The 23590-nt window shown below is 51.3% G+C and carries 23 protein-coding genes; 8 read left to right on the top strand and 15 right to left on the bottom strand.

All coding sequences use genetic code 11. From position 1 onward, the window contains the following. Nucleotides 1–35: 35 nt before the first annotated feature. The 3 genes from ABD892_RS18310 to ABD892_RS18300 all read right to left on the bottom strand — a co-directional run bounded on the left by ABD892_RS18310 (nucleotide 36) and on the right by ABD892_RS18300 (nucleotide 2501). Nucleotides 36–857, bottom strand: coding sequence for a C45 family autoproteolytic acyltransferase/hydrolase (locus ABD892_RS18310; protein ID WP_345197450.1), 822 nt, complete (start codon nucleotides 855–857; stop codon nucleotides 36–38). A gap of 441 nt (nucleotides 858–1298) precedes the next feature. Beyond that, on the bottom strand, nucleotides 1299–1895 hold the full coding sequence (locus tag ABD892_RS18305; RefSeq protein WP_345197449.1) for an opacity family porin: 597 nt from the start codon (nucleotides 1893–1895) through the stop codon (nucleotides 1299–1301). 348 nt (nucleotides 1896–2243) lie between these two features. Beyond that, nucleotides 2244–2501 carry a YheV family putative zinc ribbon protein gene (locus tag ABD892_RS18300; RefSeq protein WP_345197448.1) on the bottom strand — a complete coding sequence of 86 codons (258 nt, stop codon included), beginning with the start codon at nucleotides 2499–2501 and terminating at the stop codon, nucleotides 2244–2246. A 121-nt stretch (nucleotides 2502–2622) separates the two neighbouring features. Between ABD892_RS18300 and ABD892_RS18295 the strand changes: the two genes are divergently transcribed. Continuing rightward, entirely contained in the window at nucleotides 2623–3543 is a 921-nt protein-coding gene (locus ABD892_RS18295; protein WP_345197446.1) for a carbohydrate kinase family protein, read from the top strand. Between the two features lie 63 nt (nucleotides 3544–3606). Here ABD892_RS18295 and prlC read toward each other — a convergent pair whose 3' ends face one another. The 4 genes from prlC to ABD892_RS18275 form a co-directional block, all read right to left on the bottom strand. Then, nucleotides 3607–5634 carry an oligopeptidase A gene (gene prlC, locus ABD892_RS18290; protein WP_345197445.1) on the bottom strand — a complete coding sequence of 676 codons (2028 nt, stop codon included), beginning with the start codon at nucleotides 5632–5634 and terminating at the stop codon, nucleotides 3607–3609. 63 nt (nucleotides 5635–5697) lie between these two features. Continuing rightward, nucleotides 5698–6141: a DUF6691 family protein gene (locus tag ABD892_RS18285; RefSeq protein ID WP_345197444.1), complete on the bottom strand. Its 444-nt coding sequence runs from the start codon at nucleotides 6139–6141 to the stop codon at nucleotides 5698–5700. Between the two features lie 9 nt (nucleotides 6142–6150). Continuing rightward, nucleotides 6151–6558 (bottom strand): YeeE/YedE family protein, encoded by a 408-nt coding sequence (locus tag ABD892_RS18280; RefSeq protein ID WP_345197443.1) that lies wholly within the window; start codon nucleotides 6556–6558, stop codon nucleotides 6151–6153. After that, entirely contained in the window at nucleotides 6555–6872 is a 318-nt protein-coding gene (locus tag ABD892_RS18275; protein ID WP_345197441.1) for an ArsR/SmtB family transcription factor, read from the bottom strand. Before ABD892_RS18275 ends, ABD892_RS18280 begins: the two co-directional genes overlap by 4 nt. Nucleotides 6873–7378: 506 nt before the next feature. Between ABD892_RS18275 and ABD892_RS18270 the strand changes: the two genes are divergently transcribed. After that, entirely contained in the window at nucleotides 7379–9373 is a 1995-nt protein-coding gene (locus ABD892_RS18270; RefSeq protein ID WP_345197440.1) for a S41 family peptidase, read from the top strand. A 67-nt stretch (nucleotides 9374–9440) separates the two neighbouring features. Beyond that, nucleotides 9441–9875, top strand: a complete 435-nt coding sequence (locus ABD892_RS27180; RefSeq protein ID WP_425559299.1) for a GNAT family N-acetyltransferase — start codon at nucleotides 9441–9443, stop codon at nucleotides 9873–9875. An 18-nt stretch (nucleotides 9876–9893) separates the two neighbouring features. Here the strand turns inward: ABD892_RS27180 and ABD892_RS18265 are convergent, their stop codons facing one another. After that, nucleotides 9894–11882, bottom strand: a complete 1989-nt coding sequence (locus ABD892_RS18265; protein ID WP_345197439.1) for a neutral/alkaline non-lysosomal ceramidase N-terminal domain-containing protein — start codon at nucleotides 11880–11882, stop codon at nucleotides 9894–9896. 484 nt (nucleotides 11883–12366) lie between these two features. Between ABD892_RS18265 and satP the strand changes: the two genes are divergently transcribed. From satP to ABD892_RS18250, 3 genes are all read left to right on the top strand, one after another. Further along, nucleotides 12367–12930 carry an acetate uptake transporter gene (satP, locus tag ABD892_RS18260; RefSeq protein ID WP_345197437.1) on the top strand — a complete coding sequence of 188 codons (564 nt, stop codon included), beginning with the start codon at nucleotides 12367–12369 and terminating at the stop codon, nucleotides 12928–12930. 161 nt (nucleotides 12931–13091) lie between these two features. Further along, nucleotides 13092–14804, top strand: a complete 1713-nt coding sequence (locus ABD892_RS18255; RefSeq protein WP_345197436.1) for an AMP-binding protein — start codon at nucleotides 13092–13094, stop codon at nucleotides 14802–14804. Between the two features lie 69 nt (nucleotides 14805–14873). Further along, nucleotides 14874–15416, top strand: a complete 543-nt coding sequence (locus ABD892_RS18250) for a gamma carbonic anhydrase family protein (RefSeq protein WP_345197434.1) — start codon at nucleotides 14874–14876, stop codon at nucleotides 15414–15416. Nucleotides 15417–15425: 9 nt separating this feature from the next. Here the strand turns inward: ABD892_RS18250 and maiA are convergent, their stop codons facing one another. From maiA to ABD892_RS18220, 6 genes are all read right to left on the bottom strand, one after another. Next, nucleotides 15426–16058, bottom strand: coding sequence for a maleylacetoacetate isomerase (gene maiA, locus ABD892_RS18245; RefSeq protein WP_345197432.1), 633 nt, complete (start codon nucleotides 16056–16058; stop codon nucleotides 15426–15428). Beyond that, complete coding sequence (locus tag ABD892_RS18240) at nucleotides 16055–17044, bottom strand: fumarylacetoacetate hydrolase family protein (protein ID WP_345197431.1); 990 nt, start codon at nucleotides 17042–17044, stop codon at nucleotides 16055–16057. Before ABD892_RS18240 ends, maiA begins: the two co-directional genes overlap by 4 nt. 139 nt (nucleotides 17045–17183) lie before the next feature. Next, the gene (locus tag ABD892_RS18235; protein ID WP_345197430.1) at nucleotides 17184–17528 is read right to left on the bottom strand and encodes a 4a-hydroxytetrahydrobiopterin dehydratase; all 345 of its coding nucleotides are present in this window, start codon (nucleotides 17526–17528) and stop codon (nucleotides 17184–17186) included. A gap of 15 nt (nucleotides 17529–17543) precedes the next feature. Beyond that, a complete protein-coding gene (phhA, locus tag ABD892_RS18230; RefSeq protein ID WP_345197429.1) occupies nucleotides 17544–18341 on the bottom strand; it encodes a phenylalanine 4-monooxygenase in 798 nt (265 codons plus the stop codon). Nucleotides 18342–18381: 40 nt separating this feature from the next. Next, nucleotides 18382–19464, bottom strand: a complete 1083-nt coding sequence (hppD, locus tag ABD892_RS18225; RefSeq protein WP_345197428.1) for a 4-hydroxyphenylpyruvate dioxygenase — start codon at nucleotides 19462–19464, stop codon at nucleotides 18382–18384. A gap of 122 nt (nucleotides 19465–19586) precedes the next feature. Then, entirely contained in the window at nucleotides 19587–20711 is a 1125-nt protein-coding gene (locus tag ABD892_RS18220) for a pentapeptide repeat-containing protein (protein ID WP_345197426.1), read from the bottom strand. Nucleotides 20712–21119: 408 nt separating this feature from the next. Here ABD892_RS18220 and ABD892_RS18215 point away from each other — a divergent pair, with 408 nt between their 5' ends. Both ABD892_RS18215 and ABD892_RS18210 read left to right on the top strand, forming a co-directional pair. After that, complete coding sequence (locus ABD892_RS18215; protein WP_345197425.1) at nucleotides 21120–22340, top strand: lytic polysaccharide monooxygenase; 1221 nt, start codon at nucleotides 21120–21122, stop codon at nucleotides 22338–22340. A gap of 132 nt (nucleotides 22341–22472) precedes the next feature. Further along, a complete protein-coding gene (locus tag ABD892_RS18210; protein ID WP_345197423.1) occupies nucleotides 22473–22931 on the top strand; it encodes an SMI1/KNR4 family protein in 459 nt (152 codons plus the stop codon). 12 nt (nucleotides 22932–22943) lie between these two features. Here ABD892_RS18210 and gpt read toward each other — a convergent pair whose 3' ends face one another. Continuing rightward, entirely contained in the window at nucleotides 22944–23441 is a 498-nt protein-coding gene (gene gpt / locus ABD892_RS18205) for a xanthine phosphoribosyltransferase (RefSeq protein WP_345197422.1), read from the bottom strand. Between the last annotated feature and the right edge of the window lie 149 nt (nucleotides 23442–23590).

Genomic DNA, 23590 nt, shown 5'->3' with positions numbered 1-23590 from the left:
TGAAAGCATGAGCGGTAGCAACATACTGCGGATTTTCAGGCTTGGTTCAAGGCTTTCAATGAAACGTCAACAGCCCCTAGCAGTTTCCGGTAAATGAAAATCTGAGCCAGACCGTTATCCACATCATGGGCCAGCTGGAACTTGGAATGTGGCGTAAAGGTATACCCCGCAGTGGCGTTGATACCATGGCCAATCAGCGTGCCAGCGTAGGTTGTCGTCAGCAGGACCGTGCCACCCTCAAGGACATGCTTGATCAGCGCCTGGCTCCCCTCAAAATGACGGGTCCAGTCCAGGGTATAACCGACACTCGCCTTACCCTTTCCCCACACGGAACCGTGGGAACAGTGACCGGACGGCAATGCCTCGCGAGCCGCCTTTTCAGAGGCCAGCATCGGATCAATACCGGTCATTTTCTCCAGTACCCAGAAAGTTTCATCAAAATTCAGGTTGTAGGCAAAGACATCTTTGAAATCGAGACCTGCACCATCGGCAATCCCACGAATCTCCTCAACCAGCTCCGGGGCTTCACGCTGCGCCGTCTGATACAGGCCAGTATTCGCATAGAAGAACTGACGATAATCTTTCCACTGATAATCGGTGCCGGTCGTTTTCAGGAATGCCGACACCATATCGTATTTAAATCGGTTCAGCGTCGGACGGATTACTTTGCGCAGCGCCTTGCCATGCTGGAAACCACGTTCGTACGCGTTTCCCTTCACTTCGACGGTAAAAAATTCAGACTGGGCATCACTCAGTTCAACCTGGTATTCAACCGGTGGAATGCCGGTCAATGACTGAGCGTAGGTATTGATGCTGAAAACGACCAGTGTCAGCAGCGCGATAACAAAACGCTTCATAGAACCTCCGTACAAATCCTGAACATGTCGTTAGGGCAAACCTTTTCCTGCCGCCGGGTACTCTGGGAATACCCCACAGGCTGGTTGTCTTTCTGAGAAGTGTTTGTCTCAACAACACGTCAGGTGCAGAAGCACAACAAAACCTTTCCCGGTATCAGGCTGTACAGACTGGGACAGGTGATAGCGGATAAAGGCAGGCGATTTGTTTTCTTCATTCTTCGCTCCCGGACAGGAAACAATCTGTAAAACACTCAAACGAACGTAGTGGTCTGAAGTATTTTTGATACAGGGCTATGCTATGTGTGCGTTATCACCAGGGCATTTCAGGATCTGTATTACAAACAGTACACAGGGCTATGGCTTACATCTCACAGGTCATGAATACCTGAAAAGCTTCAGCCGGAACGCCCACAGGGCGTACACCGGCTGATATCACGGGACTTAGAAACGGTAGGAAGCAGACAGGTAAACCTTCTGGGTATCCTTGTTCTTGATCTTCAGGCTCTGGGAACCCTTGCCAAACTTGAAAGTGCTGTCGTGCTTCAGGTAACGGTAGCCGCCTTCCAGGTCGACCTGTCCCAGGGTATACACCACGCCTGCCTGAGCGCCGTAGGCAAAGGACTTTTCGTATTCGTTGCCGACGGATGTATCAATCTTGGTACGGTTGGCGCCAATGGTCGCACCAACGAATGGCTTCAGGTTACCGTCACCGAACAGGTAGTCGGCAGATACCAGCAGGTTCTGGTCTTTCATTTCCATCTTGCTGGCGCCACCGCCCCAGCTGTCTTTGCCGGATGTGATGGTGGCATAGGTACGGACATTGTCGTTGAGGTATTTACCGACACGCAGGCCAAGATCAGTATGCTTGACCTTGTCGGAAGCTTTTCCGTCAAGGTTAGTAATGGTGCTTTCTACAGCAATTTTATTCCGGGCTTTTCCAGCTTCTACACCGACAAACCAGTCACTGGCCATGGCGGAACCTATGCTGCCCATGCAGGTGGCGGAAACAACGGCAGCGGCAAGAAGTACTTTTTTCATTGGATCACTCTCTCTGTAATGTATGGCGGAACGGTTATGTCTTTATGGCTTGTCGTGGCTTATCGTCTGCCAGACCAGTGAGGCGCATTTTAAGAATCCAGTGATTACGCAACACTCAGACTCCGTTCCAAAAAACATACAGAGGGGTGGAGCGGCCTTGATATGACTCCCCACACACCACCAACCACCACTACAAAACCGCGCCAACCACCTAAAAAACCGCGAGCCACACCTATCAAAAAGTGACATCAGCAGTCCGCTTTCAGGAAAGTTCCAACAAAAAAAAAGCGTTCCTTTGTTGACCATCGTTCTATGGCCAACACAAGGAAGGGAGGGAGGAAAATCCGCTTACTCTTTTTTAGCGGATAATTTGGGATTGGGATAAAAGCGGATGGGTTGTGCTTCTGTCGCCTGAGGCGCTTTTGCCTTGCGGTTAACGCGGGTTTCTAGCTCCTGGGTATCGGGTTCAGTAGCCATCACATCCCGAAAACCACAGTCAATGCACTCCCTGACCTGCTGCCCCTCATCTTCATACATGACCACTCTATCCATGGCGGCACAACGCGGACAAACGGCGCCGGCGATAAAACGTTTCACGGTACTCATACTTGCCTGACTGTCTTTTTTTACTGGCATTGACGCACTATTTTACGCCTCAAGCACGCCACTCCCAACTGCATTTTACTGTCTATAACTATCAGCCTTACCAACAGAATGAAGACACTGCATGACGATTCCTGCCCTGACGGATATTGAACTGCTGGTACACGGTCACTCCTGTCTGGATGTGTATGTGAAACATGCTGACACCCCGGTCAATGACTGGCAACACAGGATCCAGGCCATGACAATCAATGGAGGTGGCATGGCAGCCAATGCAGCGGTAGCCGCCTCCCGGCTGGGTGTGAGTACGGGTTTTTCTGGACGGCTGGGGATAGATCCTTTCAGCCAATTTCAAATTGATGAGTTTCATCAGAATGGCGTGAATACGGAATTGGTTGTTCAACAGGATTATATTCCCAGTCTGTTTCTGGCACTTAACCATTCCGATGGTCAATCAGAATACAGTTGGTATCACACGCCTCACGTTTCAAAGGTTTGTGATGCACTGACCTGTCAGCCCTCGTTAATTCTGCTTGATGGAGAATCCTTCGACGTCGCGATAGCGCTGATTGGAACCGCCAGAGAACGCAACATTCCGGTTATTCTGGATGCCTGCTATCTTTCTGACAGGCGACTGGCACTGATTCCCAAGGTCGATATGGTTATCGCCTCCCATGACTTTGTCAGAGAATATATGCAGTCTGAAGACTGGCACGCAGGCCTCAGGCAACTAACCCAGCACTGTGCCAAAACCATCATCACCCTCGATAACGAAGGATGTATCTGGCACTGGCAGGGAGAGGAGGGCAGCATGGGCTGCTGGCCCATGGACTGTGTGGATGGACTGGGTGCCGGTGATGCCTTCCATGGTGCATTCTGCACGGGATTACTCCGCCGTTATACATTCCATGATAATCTGCGTTTTGCCAGTGCCGCCGGTGCGCTGTGCTGCGCCCGGGAAGGCGCGCGAGCAGGTCTGCCCGATATGCCTACCCTCACGCGATTCATGGCAAGCCATCCAGAGCCCAACATCACGTCTATCTAAGCCAGTCGTTTAATAGAAAAGGCCGGCATTCTGCCGGCCTTTTTTCATGACATAACGCGGTAATTACTGAATGCCGCTATGTCTCAGCAACGCATCAATCTGTGGCTCACGTCCGCGAAATGCGACAAACAGCTCCATGGGCTCACGGGAACCGCCTCTCTCGAGGATTTCATGAAGAAATTTCTCGCCCGTCGCACGATCAAAAATGCCGTTTTCCTCGAACAGGGAGAACGCATCTGCCGAGAGCACTTCCGCCCACTTGTAGCTGTAATAACCCGCGGCGTATCCACCCGCAAATATATGGCTGAAACTGTTCTGGAAACGGTTGAATGACGGAGGCATCACAACCGCTACCTGCTTGCGTACATCATCCAGCATCCCCTGAATACTCAATCCTGACTGGTATTCCTTATGCATTCTGAAATCGAACAGGGCGAACTCCAGCTGACGCACCATCATCATGGCGGACTGGAAGTTCTTTGCAGCCAACAGTTTCTCCAACATTTCATCAGGCAGGGGCTCACCGGTTTCATAGTGGCCGGAAATCAGTGCCAGACCTTCCCGCTCCCAGCACCAGTTCTCCATAAACTGGCTGGGCAGCTCCACTGCATCCCAGGCAACACCGCTGATACCTGACACCGGTGCATAGTCAATACGGGTCAGCATATGGTGCAGACCGTGGCCGAACTCGTGGAACAGGGTGACCACTTCATCATGGGTCAGCAGGGCAGGCTTGTCGCCCACCGGCGGGGTGAAGTTGGTGGTGAGATACGCCACCGGCAACTGCACCTTTTCATCGTATTTCATGCGGGTACGGCAGACATCCATCCAGGCGCCGCCACGCTTGTGCTCCCGGGCATAAGGGTCGAGATAAAACCGGCCAATAACATCGTTATCACGAATGACATCGTAGAAACGGACATCCCGGTGCCAGGTATCCACACCCTGCACTTCCCGGAAGGTCAGGCCATAAAGTTTGCCGGTGACGGCAAACATACCGTCAATGGCTTTCTCTGCCGGAAACCAGGGACGCAACGCTTCCTGGCTGATGGCGTAACGGTGCTGACGCAGTTTTTCCGCGTAGTAGGCGACGTCCCATGCCTGCAGATCCTCAAAACCGTCCACCTCTTTCGCAAACGCTTTCAGCTCCGCCAGTTCTTTCTCAGCCTGGGGTTTGCTCCGCGCTGCCAGGTCTTCGAGGAATTCAATCACCTTGTCGGTGGATTCCGCCATCTTGGTAGCCAGTGAATATTCGGCGTAATTGCTGAAATCCAGCAGTTGTGCCAGCTCGTGACGCAGGGCGAGAATTTCATCCATCAGCCCGGAATTATCAAACTCGCCAGCGTTCGGGCCCTGATCAGACGCACGGGTGGAAAAAGCGGTATAGACTTCCTGCCGCAAGGCACGGTTATCACTGTAGGTCATGACCGGCAGATAGCTGGGGAATTCCAGATTCAGCAGCCAGCCTTCCTTACCCTTGGTTTCTGCCAGCTGTCGGGCGTTGGCCTTGGCGCTGTCAGGCAGGCCGGCCAGCTCGGATTCATCGCTGATCAGCTTGGTCCAGGCCATGGTGGCGTCCAGCACATTGTCCGAATATTTGCTGGTCACTTCCGAAAGGCGCTTTTTCAGTTCGCCATAGCGCTGTTTTTTATCGTCCGCCAATGCGACACCTGCGAGTTTGAAGTCGCGCAGGGCATTGGTGATGACCTTCTGCTGGGCGGTATCCAGTGTGTTGAATGTGTCACTGTCGGCCAGTTGCTGATAGGCGTTGTAAAGCGCCGTGTTCTGTCCCAGCCAGGTCGTGAGTTCTGACAATTTGGGCAACTGTGCATTGTAGGCATCCCTCAGCGCCTCACTGTTTACCACGGAGTTCATATGGGAGACCGGTGACCAGGCCTGCGACAGGCGATCATCCAGCGTATCCAGTGGCTGCTGCAGTGAGGCCCAGTCGAACGTCATACCCTCTACCAGAAGGGACTCCACCCCCGTCCGATAATCACTCAGCAGCTGATCAACGGCCGGACCGACCTGCTCAGCATCAATCCGGGAGAAAGGCGGTAATTCGTGTTCTTCCAGCAGCGGGTTCATCATGTGGCGACTCTCATGTAGATGGGCATATGCCTAAGAAAACAATGGAGCCGGACAGCAGGCTTTTCAAGCGTCTGCCTGCTGAAATGGCCGTTTAAGGTAATTTGTCAGTACCGGTTGCAGCCATAATCCTGCCAGCATGGCGCAGACAAACAGCACGACCTGAGGGCTGCCTCCAGCCAGCAGCGTGATGGCCGGTCCCGGGCATAATCCCACCAGCCCCCAACCCATACCAAACAATACAGCGCCAACGACCAGCGGCTTATCCACCTGCTTCAGGGAAGGCAGCGAAAAAGAGGAAGCCATCTTCGGCGAAGGTTGCCTTAGAGTCCATCGGGTAGCGGGAATATTCACCAGCAACGCCCCGCCCATAACCAGCGCCAGGGTTGGATCCCAGTGACCGGTGATATCCAGAAACCCAAGCACTTTTTCCGGATTCAGCATGCCGGATATCGCCAATCCTGCACCAAAAAGAAGACCTGACAGTATCGCAATCACTATCTGTTTCATGGTTCCACCTCACACCAGATGTCGAACAGTGAAGACCGTCAACATGGCTGTTGCCATGAACACAACGACAGCCACCAGCGAACGGGTAGAGAAGCGCGCCAGTCCGCAGACACCATGCCCACTGGTGCATCCACTCCCTAACCGGGTCCCCAATCCCACCAGTAATCCGGCACAGATCAACAGGAGAGGACTGCCAGCAGGTGCTGGCACCGGTTTATCCAAGGCACCGAGCGCGATGATTCCTCCTGCGCCCATGGCAACAAGAAAGGCAACACGCCACAGCGCATCACCACGACGAATCCCCCCGATAATGCCGGATATGCCCGCCACCCGACCATTGCCCCACAAGAGTAATGCAGCAGACAAACCGATCAGCATACCGCCGAGCAGCCCTGAAAGCGGTGTGAATGAACTCACGATGATCTCCCCCTTGAATCGCAATAAATTCCATGCAGTGTTTCGAGTATTTTTCCGGCTTCCGGACTGGCAATGCGATAGTAGATGGTTTGTGATGCCCGCCTTGTGGCAACCAACCCATCCCGCCGAAGAACAGCCAGATGCTGGGACAGGGCAGACTGGCTGAGGTCTATCTGCGCATTGATCTCAGCGACATTCATTTCCCCTTCCACCAGCAGGCACAGGACCATCAGGCGATTCTCATTAGCCAGCGCCTTGAGCAGAGCTGTGGCTTTCTGTGCATTCTTACGCATGGACAGTATTGTTGTTTCCATACCGCCAGTGATCACCTCACTATATGACACCCAATAAATTAGATAAATCTAAATTAGACTATACTAAAATAACAGCTATTAAAATCAGATCAATGACAGAAGGGCAAAAGGAATACCAACATGCACGCACCCTGCAAAACCACCATTCCCGTTAGCCTTTAAAAACATGTTTTATCATGGTATTTCATATCGATCTCTACTGATATTTTCACCTCAGGCCAAGACAGTACACCGTGCGTAAAACAGTATTGGCTGGTTCAATTTTTAACAGCTATATTTCATTGCCACTAAAAACAGCGACCGTTTTTCCCTTGAGACAGCTGAACTGTTTAGTAATCCAGCCAATATAACCATGCTTACAGTTAATGACATCGACAAATTTTTAAAACCGCGTTTGCAGCGTTTGAAAAGGGGAACGTTTTAAATATGCACCAGCGTTGTTTATTCATAATTCCTTTATCATTTCGCTCATCCTTTTTCTATCAGGGAACTGCAGGAGGTATGAAATGCGCTTGCTAACCTTAGGGATGTCAATACTTGGCTTATCGTTATCCCTTATAGCCAATGGCGAGGACATCACGATTACCCGGCTGCCTTCAAGTAATGGGCTTATGTCAGAAACGTCTCACTTAAAACAACTTTTTGAAGAGAAGTTTTCCTATTACCCGCTTTTTTCAACCGATCTGGATAAGCAATTTGAGCATCTCGACACGTTTAAGCTTCCTGAAGAGAAGATTGCATACCAGCTTGAATTACAAAAAATCATTGCCACTTATAATGATTCACTTTCAGGCGTAGATGATCTGTTTAATACAAGACAGAATCCGAATAAAAGCACTATTTATGAGCTAAGCCTTGGCATTATTAAAATCATTGCAGGCAAGCATCCACAATTCGTATTGATGGCTCCATGTGAATTCAAATCCAGCGAAGGAAACAGTTACATTGAACAAAACCTGTTTGATGCCGCCCATCCATACCTGATAGCAATTGACAATATCCCTGTCGCCTATTGGGTTCACAGGCTTGAGCCCTATATTCCTACAACCAATAAAGCCAGGATCCATGAGCAGTCCCGTCACTGGCTAAAACACATCAACCAGGCACGTAAACTGATCGGTCAGCCCCTATCCAACAAGGCAAGACTGACGCTGGCAGCAGATGATGGCTCTACCGTCGACCATTTTGTACCCCTGAAAGAAGACCTTCACAGCTGCCCGAAAGATGCCAGTTACCATGTACAATTCGTCGATATTGCTCCGGAATCTGAAACCATCACCGCATCAATGGACGGCGACATTGCCTATGTTCCCCTTCCAAGAATGTACAATTTGGCTAACCATGACGACGCATCAAAAATGTTTCTGCTCATGGAGCAACTGCGTGCTGTGTCAGACAAAAAAGGCATGATTCTCGACCTTCGAGATAACAGCAAAGGCAATCGGACCGCCCTGATTGCCTTATACCCCTTTCTGGCGCATCTGGACTCCCCTCCAAGGGTGGTTAACGTGATGAGTTACCGCTTAACGCCCAAGAATACCCTCTGGGGTAATACCGACAATGATCACCTAATCAGCCGATTTGCATTCCGTAGTGATCATCCACTGTGGTCCGATCAGGAACGTGCTGCAATCGAAACCTTTGAATTGAAAGATATCCAACAGGATATTCATCAAGCCTCTCCCGGTATCGCGGCCAACTGGTACAACGGTGATCGCTTCAGCCGTTGGCATTACATGGTCATGTCAACCTGGCAACCGTTTTTCCGCCAACTTGTACAAGACTATGACGTAGATACGGCTGAAGACTCTCTGATCGCTGATAACTTCTCGGATCTTATCAATCGTTGGGATGAAATATTGCCAAACTACAGGCGGCCTGAGCATATTGTGGTGCTGTCCAACCAAGGTACTTACAGTGCCGCTGAAATACTACTGAGTGCCGTAAAAGGCATGGATGGCGTGACGATTTTAGGGAGTCGAACCGGAGGCGGCAGCTCCATGGCAAAAACCTATTCCCTGACACAAGGCACCCAAATAAAACTGGGTTCTGCTCTGTCTTTTACACCGGAGGGACACTTGTATGATAACCACGGGATTGAGCCTGATCAGGTCCTATACCCTCAGGCAGACGATTTCCGTTTCAAGCAATATCTAAATACCAATCGCCCACAGGTCGTTCATGCTGGTGACAGTCTTCTCAGGCAGGCTATCCGCTTAATCAAAACCAGCCAAACCTCGACGCGTTCATTATCAGCAGGCCCCATCTTCGGTGATGACGATGCGCTGGAAAAATGTCCGGTACTGTGCGAGACAAATGATGGTGTATGGAACCAGCAATGGACATCACTCATTCCTGGAGAAATGGCAGTCTGCCAGTGTCTGCTCCCCAGCGAGCCGCTGGAAGCGATAGAAGAACCCATACTAAAGGACAAACTTCCACAGCATTGGCTAGACACTGCGCGCACAACAGCTAACGTTCATCAAAATAATATCGATTAGCCGCCAGGAGAGGGTTGGTAACAACCCTCTCCTAAATTCCATTTGTTCGCGCCCATTTCACAGAAGGATGGATGAATCGTGTACCACGTTACCGAGCATGGCTTTTCCGGTGCAACCCAAACACTGGTTAGTGTATTCAAATGCATTCCTGTTTTTTACAACGGCGTTCATCAAACACCATATACGCGAGCCTGTCTGGTACCTCTCGGTTGTCGATGTATCTGCCGACAAGCAACAACAAGGCATTGGCTCTCAATTACTGCATGAACAACTGGAAATTATTGATAAGGCCTACGTCACACCCTGCGTTCTGGACACACAGCGACCCGTTAACTGCAAAGTTTATGAGCGTTTGGGTTTTCGAGTAATGGAGTATACCCATACTCCCGGCGGGCGGACGGGCTCCCTATTATCTGATGGTCAGGCCAGCTCAAGGGCAATGATAAGTCATACCCATCGGAAGACATTATGCCGTATCGATACCTTCCGATGGCCCGGATAAAGTACTGTTACGTCTTATTTACTGGACTTGAAAGGCTTTGCTGGCCCCCTGGTAAGGTTTCATCAGAAACGTCCAGGCCTCTTTGTAAACTCCCTCATGCACAATGCGATATGTGCCAGAAGGGGTATCGTGTGGAATGAACCAATCAATAATGGCGTGCGATGTTCCCCAAAAGCCATCTATGCGCTGCCACGTATAGTGCGTTTCCAGATCCCGATCTCGGGCCACTGTAGACCACTGTCCATTATCATAACGCTGAACCTTCAGGAAACTCGCCATGGTTTTCAGGTCATTGCGGGGATGCCCTGACCAGAACTTCACCTGAACATGATCACCTTTCTGATAAGTGCTATTAGCCTCCTGCACCGTTTGGCCAATGGACTTGAACACCGGCGCCTGATCATGCACCACCGGTTTGTCGTAATACACGACCTGATCGTCCGACAGATCATCCGGGACTGGTTCTGACTCACCAGCCCAGGGATCCATAGATGAATCCGCCAGCGATTCAGCCAGCCGTGCAAACGACTGACGATAGGCCGCCAATGTCCAGGGCCCAAAGTGGGTACTGGCACCCTCGTAATGCTGCTTATCGTATTCTTCTCGGGTGGTGACGTAACCGGCATAGGCATTGGAATAGCCAGCCAACACGGTATGACTTAACCCTGTTCCTTCCACAGATTCAACCGTCTGACGAATACGTCGGCCTGCCATAACCGTGAATTCACCCGGCACGGCCAACAAACCAAGCGAGCCAATCTTCATGATGGAAACCGGCAATACATCAGGCGTCCACGGATAAGGCTGTACATTCCCGGTTGCCAGCAATATGGGTTTCGGAGCCTGGCAAGCTGTCTGTTCTGCGGTCGGCGGCATAACCATACCGGTAATACCTTCCCAGAACGCTTCACTTTCCTGCTGACCTTCCTCAAACAGGGGACCACGTCCATCTTCCGTTCCAGAAGCAAAGGCATAGCCCAATGCTGCGACGCAGGTTGTCTGTTCCCCCTGTCCTGTGAATTGGTCATTCACTGTAACAGAGCTCATATCCACATACCGGTGTTGTACTGCCAGGCCGCCTTGTAATTGTTCTGTGGCGCCCTGAAACAGTGTCCAGGCCTTATCAAACTGCCTTTCACCAATGATCTGGTTGCTTTCATCCGGTGTAGCGCCGGGACCGGTGCCGTTCAGGTTAAGGTTAGGCGTCATATCGCCAGCATTGGTCTGGGCGAAAGCAGCGACATAGACATTCTCCCCGGTATAACTGCTCCCCATACGCTTCTCAAAAAGATACTGGGCAACACCTTTATTGTCCGATGACAGCAGGGTATTGGTCATCGGCAGGCTGACCGCATGGACGGGGAACCAACTGATCATGCCGATATCCCGGTCTTCTCCCTGAATGAACCGGAGCACCGTCATTTCAGGATCAATCGCCGCATACTGGTCTGCATCGACATTATTCTCATAAGCCGGCATTGAGCGATTGGCGCTGGCATTCCACAGTTCACCGCGATTTATCAGGATTCTTCCTGGTGCCAGCGATTCATGGGCTCGCACGATAGACTGGAAAATTCCTTCTACAGTTGCGTCATAGGTCTGCTGGACAAAGCCTTCGGCAGTTACGTTATACAGGGCGTAGTGTGAATGCCCGCCTGCACCACCATGGGTATGAGTGGCGCTGATAATCAGATTGTCATCGTTATACAGGTTCCCATAGCGTGCCTTGAGCTTTTTCAGCACCCCCTGGGTCACGCCCTGAAAGACCGCGCCCTGATCCACCGAGACAAACACCACCCGATTTTCCTCTGAACCCGGCTCTGCAATCACAAACGCCCTGGACCACTGACGATCACGAATACCCGTGGAAAACTGGTCAGAACTGGCATAACCAAACAGATTCACTTCCGCAGCAGGCCCGGTGATATCGTAAATTCCGACACCGACCTGATAATTGTTTTCTACAGCCATTGTCGTTTGTACCAGGCACAGACAAAACAACGCCATGCACCTCCGGAGATAATTCCCCATATGCATTCCCTCACTGAAACAACTGTCGTTTGATCAGGACCATGGCGGCAGGAGACAACGCACAGACCGGAGAAACAGGGCTTTACCGGGAAAGACAAAGGACTCGGAAACGATCCATCCATGGCAGAATGTTCAGAGCAGTACGATCGAACAACCAGCGTCTGTACAGCTTTAAGGGTATGCCGGGAACCGGGTATCTTCCGACTCATTTTGTGAACCTGTTCACACTTTCAACATTTCGTACAAATAACTCATAAAACGTGTAATTGCGGATGTTGCCCCGCTGACCGAATGACTACGCTTGCTGCCCTTCAGACTGTCCAGCCTGTTTAGGCCTTTTGGCGACAGTCCTCCACACAGCCTTCTGTTTCCTTCCGGCTTCCGGTTTTCCCGGTTGAAGTCAGGAACAACGGCTGTCTGCATTCCGCTACATATTCACCGCTGCTGCAAGGATACCGACGTGTCAGAAAAACTGGCCAATCCCGCTCCGCTGGGCCTGATGGGCTTCGGCATGACCACCATTCTGCTTAACATTCACAACGCCGGTTTCTTCCCGATCAGCGCCATGATCCTGGCCATGGGCCTGTGCTATGGCGGCCTGGCCCAGGTCATCGTGGGTATCATGGAATTCAAGAAGGGTAATACCTTCGGTCTGACCGCATTCACCTCCTACGGTCTGTTCTGGTGGTCTCTGGTGCTGTTGCTGATTTTCCCGTCCATGGGAATCTCTGAAGCCACACCTGCCGCGTTCATGGGCTGGTACCTGGGCCTGTGGGGCATGTTCACCGGTTTCATGTTCTTCGGCACCCTGAAGGCCAACCGCGCCCTGCAGTTTGTCTTTGCGTCCCTGACCGTGCTGTTCTTCCTGCTGGCTGCCCGTGATTTCACCGGCTCCAAGCTGATCGGCACCATCGCCGGGTTCGAAGGCATCATCTGCGGCGCCAGTGCCATCTATCTGGCCATGGCAGAAGTGCTGAACGAACAGTTCGGCCGTACCGTTCTGCCTATCGGCGAAGTTCGCTGATAACACTTGCCCCGAGGCTAACGTGCTTTGGGGCAACCTTCCTTTCTGAATGCATTGCCTCTCTTCTCCCCCTCCTCCGACATACTGCTGACTATACTTCCTCCCCGATTTATTACCTGAACAGGGAAAACGGACATACCCGTTAACTGGAGAGCGACGTAATGACAGCATCCCGATTGAGCTACACCTCCGGCACTGCAAAACAGCCGTTGCTGGGGATGACGATCGGCGAAATGCTGGATATCACGGCAGACCGTTTTCCTGATAGGGAAGCGCTGATTGTTCGTCACCAGTCCATCCGATGGTCCTGGCGCAAACTGAGGGAAAAGACCGATGCCTGTGCACGAGCACTTTTGGCAATCGGCGTCGAACAAGGGGATCGAATAGGTATCTGGTCACCCAATCGAGCGGAATGGACGTTAACCCAGCTCGCAGCCGCAAGGATCGGTGCCATCCTGGTGAATATCAATCCGGCCTATCGCGCCCCTGAGCTGAAATATGCCATGAACCTCTGCGCTATTCGCTTTCTGGTCACCGCCGAACAGTTCAAGCACTCTGATTACATTGGGATGTTGCAATCCCTGCTGAACGACCCACAAAAGAACCCCGGCAAAGCTGGCTGCAGTAAAAAAGTGCCTACGTTAGAAACCATCATCACCCTGTCAGATACCGCATATCCGGGCATGTCGCGCTGGCAGGATGTTATGGATAAAGGAAACAGCCTTTCAGAAAGCGATCTGGAACAACGGCAGCAGTCCCTGCAGTTCGATGACCCCATCAATATCCAATACACTTCTGGCACCACCGGACACCCCAAAGGCGTGACCCTGACCCATCACAATATCCTGAACAATGCCTACTTTGTGGCTCGCCAGATGCGTCTCACTGAGCAGGATCGTCTGGTGGTGCCGGTTCCGCTGTATCACTGTTTTGGCATGGTGCTCGCCAATCTGGCCTGCCTGACCTGCGGCGCTACGCTGATCTATCCGTCAGAAGGTTTTGATGCCTCACAGACGCTGACAGCAGTGGCAGAGGAGAAAGCCACCGCCCTGCACGGCGTCCCGACCATGTTTATTGCCGAACTCCATGATCCCGACTTTGCCAGCTACGACCTCTCCAGCCTGCGCACAGGGATCATTGCCGGCAGTCTCTGTCCGGTGGAACTGATGAAACGTATCATCAACGATATGCATCTCAGCGAGATCCAGATCGGCTACGGGATGACAGAAACCAGCCCCATCAGCACCCAGACCAGCCACGACACCTCACTGGAACAACGGGTTACCACCGTTGGCAGAACCCAACCCCATCAGGAAACCAAAATCATCACTACCGATAATCAACATATTGTCCCGAGGGGACAGATCGGCGAACTCTGCACCCGAGGCTACAGTGTCATGATGAAATACTGGGGTGATGAAGAAGCTACCGATAACGCCATTGATGAGGCGGGCTGGATGCACAGTGGTGACCTTGCCCTGATGGATGACGACGGGTTTATCCAGATCATTGGGCGAATCAAGGACATGGTGATCCGGGGCGGGGAAAACATCTACCCGAAGGAAATCGAGGATCTGTTTTATACCCATCCTGCAGTGGCTGAAATCCATGTTACCGGCGTGCCTGACCCCAAATATGGGGAAGCAGTCATTGCATGGATAAGGCTCAAGGACGGTGTTGAGCAGCCATCAGAAGAATCACTTCGGGATTTCTGCCAGGACCAGATTGCCCACTTCAAGATTCCCCGCTATTTCAAATTCACCGACAGTTTTCCGATGACCATTACCGGTAAAGTTCAGAAATATAAAATCCGCGAAATTAGTACACAAGAGCTGGGTCTGGGTGAAACGGCCTTGCCAGGAACGGCCATTTAAGCCCATAGTCTTCAGCTGATAATGAAAAACCTGTTCCTTACTTTTCTTCATACTGTCAGGGGATAAATCATGTCTTCACCGGTTCGAACCTACCAGAACAAAACACCTAAGTTGGGTGAGCGCGTTTTCGTGGATCCAACAGCCGTCGTTCTGGGTGATGTGGAAATCGGTGACGACAGTTCCGTCTGGCCCATGGCCGTCATCCGTGGCGATATGCACGCCATCCGGATCGGCCAACGCACCAGTGTGCAGGATGGTGCCGTTCTGCACATCACCCATGCCGGTCCCTTTAATCCTGACGGCTGGCCGCTGACCATCGGTGACGACGTCACCATCGGCCACAAAGCCTGCCTGCATGGCTGCACCATTCAGGATCGGGTTCTGATTGGCATTGGCGCCATTGTCATGGATGGCGCTGTCGTGGAGTCCGAGGTACTGGTGGCCGCCGGTGCGATGATCGCACCCGGCAAAGTGCTGGAGAGTGGCTTTGTCTACAAGGGAAACCCCGCTAAAAAGGCACGTCCCTTAACCGAAAAAGAGCGCAGTTTCTTCAATTACAGCGCAGAAAATTACCGGAAGCTGAAAGACCTGCATATCGCCGAAGACTATTGAAAAAAGCGGTTACACAATCGCATCTGCCTGATTTTCAGGTGCCGCTTTCTGGAAAGCCTCTAGCTGGTTGCAATGTTCGTAGACTTGCCGAATAGCAGGGTAGGGTGACAGATCCACCTTAAAGCGAACGGCATTGTAGACCTGTGGAATCAGACAGATGTCAGCCAATGTCGGCTGCTCTCCGATACAAAAACCCGAACCTGATAACTGAAGTTCCAGCGCCTCAAACCCTGTCGCGATCCAGTGTGCGTACCAGTCGGTTTTCGCCGTATCAGACACCCCCAACTCACATTGCAGATAATGCAATACCCGCAGGTTATTCAGTGGGTGGATATCGCAGGCAATCTGGCAGGCCAGGCTCCTGATCTGGGCTCTTAGCCATGTATCCCCCGGCAGTAACAAAGGCGATTCCGGATGACTTTCATCCAACCACTCCATGATGGCTAGCGACTGACTCAATAACCCCTGGGGTGTTTCCAGTGCAGGAATCAGTCCTTGCGGGTTTCGATCCCGATAAGCCGGCGAGCACTGCTCACCGGTTCTCAGGTTGATCGGGATTGAATCGTAAGAAATCCCTTTCAGGTTCAACGCAATCCGTATCCGGTAAGCTGCGGAGGATCGGAAATAGTCATACAACTTCATGCATCCGCCTCGTACTGGCAGATGCGTTGATCAATGGCACCAAAGACGGATTTTCCCTTGGCATCCAGCATTTCTATCCGTACATGATCGCCAAAACGCAGGAAGGGTGTCTGAGCCTCACCGGCTTCAATGATCTCAAGCATCCGCTGTTCTGCCAGACAGCAAGAGCCGCTACTGCGATCCGTATTGGAAATGGTACCGGAACCCAGCAAAGTGCCGGCGCCAAGATGCCGGGTCATGGCGGCATGGGAAATCAGCCGGGCAAAATCAAAGGTCATGTCCACCCCGCAATTGGGCTGGCCAAACAATTCATTGTTCAATTCCACCCGTAACGGCAAATGGACTTTATTATCCTGCCAGGCATCACCCAGCTCATCTGGCGTCACTACGACCGGAGCGAAAGCTGACGCAGGTTTGCTCTGTAAAAAACCAAAGCCCTTGCCCAGTTCGGCGGGAATCAGATTTCGCAGGGAAACATCATTGACCAGTGTCAGTAACTTGATATGAGAGGCTGCCTGTTCCGGAGAAACGCCCATAGGGACATCATCCGTCAGCACCACCACTTCGGCTTCAAAGTCGATACCCCAGTCTTCAGAGGCTACATGAACGTCGTCACAGGGACCGAGAAGGTTATCGGAAACACCCTGATACATCAGCGGATCAGTCCAGAAATTTTCCGGCATCTCAGCCCCACGGGCTTTTCTGACCAATTCCACGTGGTTAACATATGCGCTTCCATCCAGCCACTGGAATGCACGGGGGAGGGGTGCACCACATTGTTCCGGCTCCAGGCCAAAGGCATCGGGCCATTCTCCCCTGTTGAGTAACTCATACACCTCATTCAGCCGGCTGGCCTTTTCATCCCAGTCATCCATGGCCTGCTGCAAAGTACCTGCTATCTTGGGTACGGCGGCTGCCTGCTTCAGATCACGGGATACAACAACCAGTTTTCCGTCTCTGCCATCTGCCAGGGAGGCCAGCTTCACACAGTGCTCCTTACCCGGTCAGTCCGGGCGATTTATTCGAATATCGGTGCGTGATGACAGAAACATTTTCTGTCTGATCGGTCAAAATGCCTGTTGATTACAGCAGTTTTCACGGCATTATCTAGCGTATTTGCCGCACTTATTGGTTGTTTGCCGCAATATCCGTCTTTGCGGCCATAATGAAATCGTTTTTGTGTAACCCGTTAATCTTATGCGTCCACCAGGTCACTGTGACCTTCCCCCACTCCGTTAACAGGCCCGGATGATGCCCCTGCGCCTCTGCAATTTCACCCACCTTATTAGTGAATGCCAGCGCCTCACGGAAGTTCCTGAAGGAATAGACCTTTTCAAGCTGCATGACACCGTCACGCGTCTCAATCGACCAGTCTGGCACCATGGCCATCAGCTCACGCATTTCGTCCTCGGTGACCTGAGGTGCACCGGAGCGACAGGGTTCACAGACCCCATTAGCAAGTTCAGACATACCGGAATCCTGTTCTCATGGTTCATCTTTCGGTGGATAACGAGGCTCAAACAACCCCAGCGTTTTTGCCTTACTGACCATAGCCATGATGTCCATGTCACTCAATTGCTGCAAGGCTGACATCTGATCAATGACGAAGTAGATCGATTGCAGAATATCAATACGGTACGGCGTCCGCATGGCGGCAACCGGATCAAACGGTTCCCGCAGTGGCTTGTCACTTTCCAGGCTATAGACCGTTTCCTTAGGGCTGGAGAGGATACCGCCGCCATAGATACGCAGACCTTCAGCGGTCTTGACCAGACCAAACTCGACGGTCATCCAGTATAAACGGGCCAGAAAAACGCGATCTTCCTTGTTGGCTTTATAAGCCAACTTGCCATAGATGTGTGTGAAGGCGGCAAAATCCGGATTGGTTAATAACGGACAGTGGCCGAAAACTTCGTGGAAAATATCCGGTTCCCGCAGGTAATCCAGCTCTTCCCGGGTTCGGATAAACGTCGCCACAGGAAAGCACTTTTCAGAAAGCAGTTTGAAAAAACGATCAAACGAAATCAGGGCAGGGACTCGCTCAACCCGCCACCCGGTTGTACGAGCCAGTACTCGGTTCAATTCTTCCAGTTGCGGTACCCGGTCAACGGGTAACTGCAACTGGTCCAGTCCATCGAAATATTCCTGGCAGGCACGCCCCGGCAGTAACTGCATCTGCCGCGACATCAGGATCTGCCAGGTTTCATTGTCCTCATCGGGATAGTGGATATACCCCTGTTCGTCAGGTTCCCTTGCGACATATGCCGTTGCGTTGCTGGCCATGCATGCCTCCGGTTATTCCCTGTCTTGACGGCGTAGTGCGTTACTCCTGCAATACGCCCCGGCGGATCTGGTCCCGCTCCATGCTTTCAAACAAGGCCTGGAAATTGCCTTCCCCAAAGCCTTCATCCCCCTTGCGTTGGATGATTTCAAAGAAGATGGGGCCAATGACCGTTTCCGTGAATATCTGCAGCAGAAGCCGACCATCCGGGCTGCCATCCATCAGGATGGCGTCTTTCTTCAGGCGTTCGACATCTTCTCCATGGCCCGGCAAACGTTCTTCCAGCATATCGTAATAGGTATCCGGTGGCGGGGTCATGAAGGCCGTACCGCCACTTCCCAAAGACTCCACCGTGACATAGATATCCTCCGAACTCAGCGCGATATGTTGGATGCCTTCCCCGTGGTATTCCTGCAGGTATTCCTCAATCTGGCTTTTATCGTCCGAGGATTCATTGATGGGGATACGAATCTTGCCACAGGGACTGGTCAGAGCCCGGGACTTCAACCCTGTCATTTTGCCTTCAATATCGAAGTAGCGGATTTCCCGGAAGTTGAAAAGAGATTCGTAGAACTGGCTCCAGCGATCCATATTTCCGCGGAAAACATTGTGGGTCAGATGATCGATATTAAATAAACCTTCACCTATCGGATGCTGGTCAACACCGTCAATGGGAATGAAATCAATATCATAAATGGAACCCGATTCCCCGTAGCGATCCACCAGGTAGATCAGGCTGCCACCAATCCCTTCAATCGCCGGAATATTGAGTTCCATGGGCCCCGGTCGGTTTATCACCGGTTTGGCGCCTAACCCGATAGCACGCTCCATCGCTCGTGCGGCATCCGCCACCCGGAACGCCATGGCACAGGCGCAGGGGCCATGAATTATTGTGAAATCTTCAGCAAAACTATCGGTTTCCGCATTCAGGATGAAATTGATATCACCCTGCCGGTAAAGGGTTACATCCCGGGAACGATGACGGGCAATCGCTGTAAAACCCAGCTGTTCAAACAAGGCTGCCAGCGCTTCCGGCTGGCGGGCAGAGAACTCAACGAACTCGAAGCCGTCGGTTCCCATGGGGTTGTCTTCCGTGATCAGTGCGAGCTGTTTCTTATCGGGCATGACAGCATTCCCTCCCACGTGTTTTTTTATCCTTCTCTTTCTTTTTAGAGGGATTGGAAGCCGATGTCTACCAATGCTAATAACGTTTTTTTATATACATTCAGACCGAATTCGAATTCAGCCTATGGCGAATCCGGCGTTACGTTATGAGGAAAGTTATCCGGAAATTGAGTGGCACTATCGAACTTAATCGTTTCCAGACGAACCGCATTATCAAACCGGGCGCCACGCAGATCTGCGCCGCTGAAATCCGCATGAATCAGGTAGCTGCCAGAGAAATCAGCACCTCGTAGATCGGCATTATGGAAATTGGCCTGATCAAGGCTGGCATTCACAAATTTTGCACCATTCAGCTGTGTGCCAGTGAATGTCACACCACTGAGTGTCACATCACTAAAATCGACACGTGAAAGATCCATATTCGATAAATTAAACCACCACATAACAGGAATCCTGAGTCCATCCTGCAGGGATTTTTCCAAACCTTCCTGGTCAACAATCGCGCCGTTTTTCTTTAACCAGTCAAGGGTTTGATTATCCAGACCCGAGGCTTGATGAAGTACCAGATTTTCCACCCGCGCATCAGAAAACAATGCACCTGAGAGACGGGAATAGGCCAGATTGGCGTAACGAAGATCCGCTTTCGTGAAATTGGCATCAAGAAAGTCCGAACGGCCAAAATTCACTTCCCGGAGATCCGCTTCCGTAAAATCCACCTGTTTGAAACTGGCCTGAAACATGGATGTCGCCCCCCGCAGTCTGGCCTTACGGAAAGAGGCATGATCCACTTTGTAGAGGGTTTTTGTGCTTTCCAGAATAGCGCCGGATAAATTAGCACGGCTCAAATCCGTCATTCTGAGGCTGCTGCCCGACAGGTTTGCCTGGCGCAAATCGCCGCCCGATAAATCCGCATTACTGATATTCACCTGGGCGATATCCAGCAGACTCAGGTCTGCCTCCCGCAATTCCAGCGTGACCTGATGCAAACAGCTGGCTTCCATGAGTAACAGTGCATTATTCAGATAGCGATAGCAAAATCGCTGCATGGGGGAACCAAAGGCAATACGTAGCTCATCATAGCCACACAGTTTATTCCCTTCAGGCTGACACCAGCCCTTGCCCCTGATCTCTTTTACCGTTGAAACCAGCGTCTCACGCGGATTCTGTTGCCAGAAAACGCCACCAAGATAGAACAATACGCCACTGAACAACAATAAGCCCGCAACCCATTTTAAACGACGAATCATAAGGAAATCCGTTCCGTGGTTAACTCACTCACACTTATTCTTAAACCATAGCATTGCTCTGCAAGCACTCTATCCTTATGGCTATAGTAACCAAGCCGCTTTTCGGCGTTCATTTTCTGCCTGTGGCGTTGGCATCATGCTCCGCTGAAAGACCTGCTATGCTTCCCAAGTCTTTTTTTTAAAAAAGGATGAAATAATGGCATTCTATCCTTTAATTCTGTTTCTTTTAGCGTACAAACAAACAATTATCAGGCTGCCAATAGCGCCGCCCTAAACGACAAGCCGTTTATCTAACATCAATAATCCCTTACCCACTGGCCTGAATACCTAGTCCATAGCACGAAAGAGTTCTACGACTTTTTCTGCCTGTGTCTTTCCCTGTCTTCATTATCAAGAGCCGTGATAACAATGCTGTATTTCCGTGATGCATCATTCAAGAAATCGCTACTGGCTACTTTTTCATTGTCTTTTGCCAGCAGTGTCCTTGCACATGGTTGGGTCGAAGTACCTAAAGCACGACAAGTCTTCTGCGCTGATGACGGTGGTTATTGGACAGATTCCATTCCCAACGCTGCCTGCCAGAAAGCCTACAACCAGTCAGGCGACTATCCGTTCACCCAAAAGAATGAGTTCTCAGCCCTGGTGCCCGACTACCACAACCAGTCAGCCGTTGAAGCGGTAGTGAAGGATACAACCCTCTGCGCGGCCGGTGATCCGCGAAAAGCCGGTATGGATATACCTGATAAAAACTGGCAGAAAACCTCGCTTAAACCCGGAAAACACACACTTAAAATTAAAGTGACCGCCGCCCACCCTAACCATTTTTTCCAGATTTATCTGAGTAAAGCCGGGTACAACTCCGCCACACAACCACTGACCTGGGATGACCTGGAGCTGATTGCAGAGCATGGTGAAAAGCCGGTTGTTAATGGCTTTTATGCCATGGATTACACCATACCGGACGGACGAGAGGGCAGCGCCGTTCTCTATATGCGCTGGCAGCGCCTGGATCCTGCAGGGGAGGGTTTTTATAACTGCTCAGATCTTCTCATCACCAAGACTGGCGGTGAACCTGATCCCGACCCGGATCCTGAACCCGCTCCGGACCTGGTTGAGTTGGGTCGTTATATTACATCGGAGACCAATGAAGCCAAACCCGGCGATAAAGCCAGTTTCAAGTTACAGAATCATCAGGGCGTGGATGTGGTTAACGAAAGCATTGGTATCACCACCAAAAACGCCGAGTTTACCGCCTGGACGGCAGAACTTGCCCGCAAAGTGAATGATCTGCATGGAAAATCCGTACAAATCGGATTCTGGCATGCTGAGATGAATCACTATATGTATGACGAAGTGAATATCTTTAATAACGCAGTGTTTGCGCAAGATGCCAGCTACACCTTTTCAACGGCAATCATCAGTGGTGATAAGCCCATTCCCCCCACAAACTATGACTATATCTATCCGAAAGGCATCGGTGATTACGTTGACGGTACGAAAGTCCTTGCCAGTGATGGTGACGTCTATCAATGCAAACCCTGGCCTTTTACACCATGGTGCAATCAGTCCCAATTCTATTACGCACCTGCCACCGGACTAGCTTGGGCAGAGGCTTGGAATAAGCTCTGACGCTTCTCTCTGAATGATTCATACACAGAGAATATGTGTGATATCTATTCATACTGACTGGAATGACAACCTGTAAGGTTGTCATTCCAGTCCAGCGAAACCGTCAAAACAAGACTTCTCAGGATTTCGTTTGTGGACAATAATGCAGCCATTAATTCATTCCTGTTGATTCCAAAAAGGCAGTTTCCCGTGGAAGATGTTATTGAACTCCTGAAAGCCAATGCACTGGATATTCCTGTTCCCCTCAGGCTGCCTGATGACGATGAACTGGTGGAAATCGAGGAAGAGCTGCTGATACAGCTGCCATTCGACCTGAGGGAATTTCTGCTCAATGTCAGTGATGTGGTCTATGGTTCGATCGAACCGGTGACGGTGACCGACCCACAGTCCCATACCCACCTGCCGGATGTCGCTGCCGAAGCCTGGGATACGTTTGTCCCCCGCCATTTGATCCCAATCTGCCGGGATAATGACCAGTATTACTGCATCGGTGAAGATGGTGAGATCACCCTGTGGTCAGAAGAGGGCGAATCCGACGAAACCTGGCCGTCCATCTGGCACTGGGCGCGGGAAGTCTGGCTCAACCGCTGACAGGGAATCCTGTCAGCATTCAATATCCTTAACCTCTTCCACCAGCGGAACGGCATAACCCAGCGCCAAATCCCAGGGGAACCGTATCCAGGTCTCTTGGCTGAAAGCCTGTACGAAGGTATCCACCAGCGGCTGACCTGCCGGTTTGACATACAATGTTCCGACATGAGCCTTCGGTAACGCCTTGCGTACCACTGCCAGGGTATTTCCCGTGTCGACCAGATCATCAATGATCAGATAACCGTCACCTTCTGAAGTGACCACGGGATCTTTAAGGACGATCAGTTCGCCCTGTTGCTGTTTATCGTAGCTGGCAATACAGAAGGTATCGATCAGACGGATATCCAGCTCTCGTGCAATAATCGCGGCAGGAATCATCCCGCCCCGGGTAACCGCAATAATGCCTTTCCAGCTCCCCTGGATCAGGAGTTTTTGCGCCAGCAGACGGCAATCCCGATGAAGTTCGGACCAGGACTTAATCACATCACGGGTATACAGAGCTTCACTCATTCCTATCATGGTGGCTAACCACTCAACAGGGTGACTTATTGGATGAATCGGGCATTCTATGCCCGCGGCCTTAACTCCCGCTTAACGATCTGAAGAAGTAAGGCTAAATTGAATGAAGAGAGCGTCCCCTGTGCTCTTCAGGCAAAATA

The sequence above is a fragment of the Kistimonas scapharcae genome, from assembly GCF_039540975.1.
GTDB classification, from domain to species: domain Bacteria; phylum Pseudomonadota; class Gammaproteobacteria; order Pseudomonadales; family Endozoicomonadaceae; genus Kistimonas; species Kistimonas scapharcae.
Note: the sequence above shows the minus strand (reverse complement) of the source record. Positions and strands in the feature narration are given on the sequence as shown.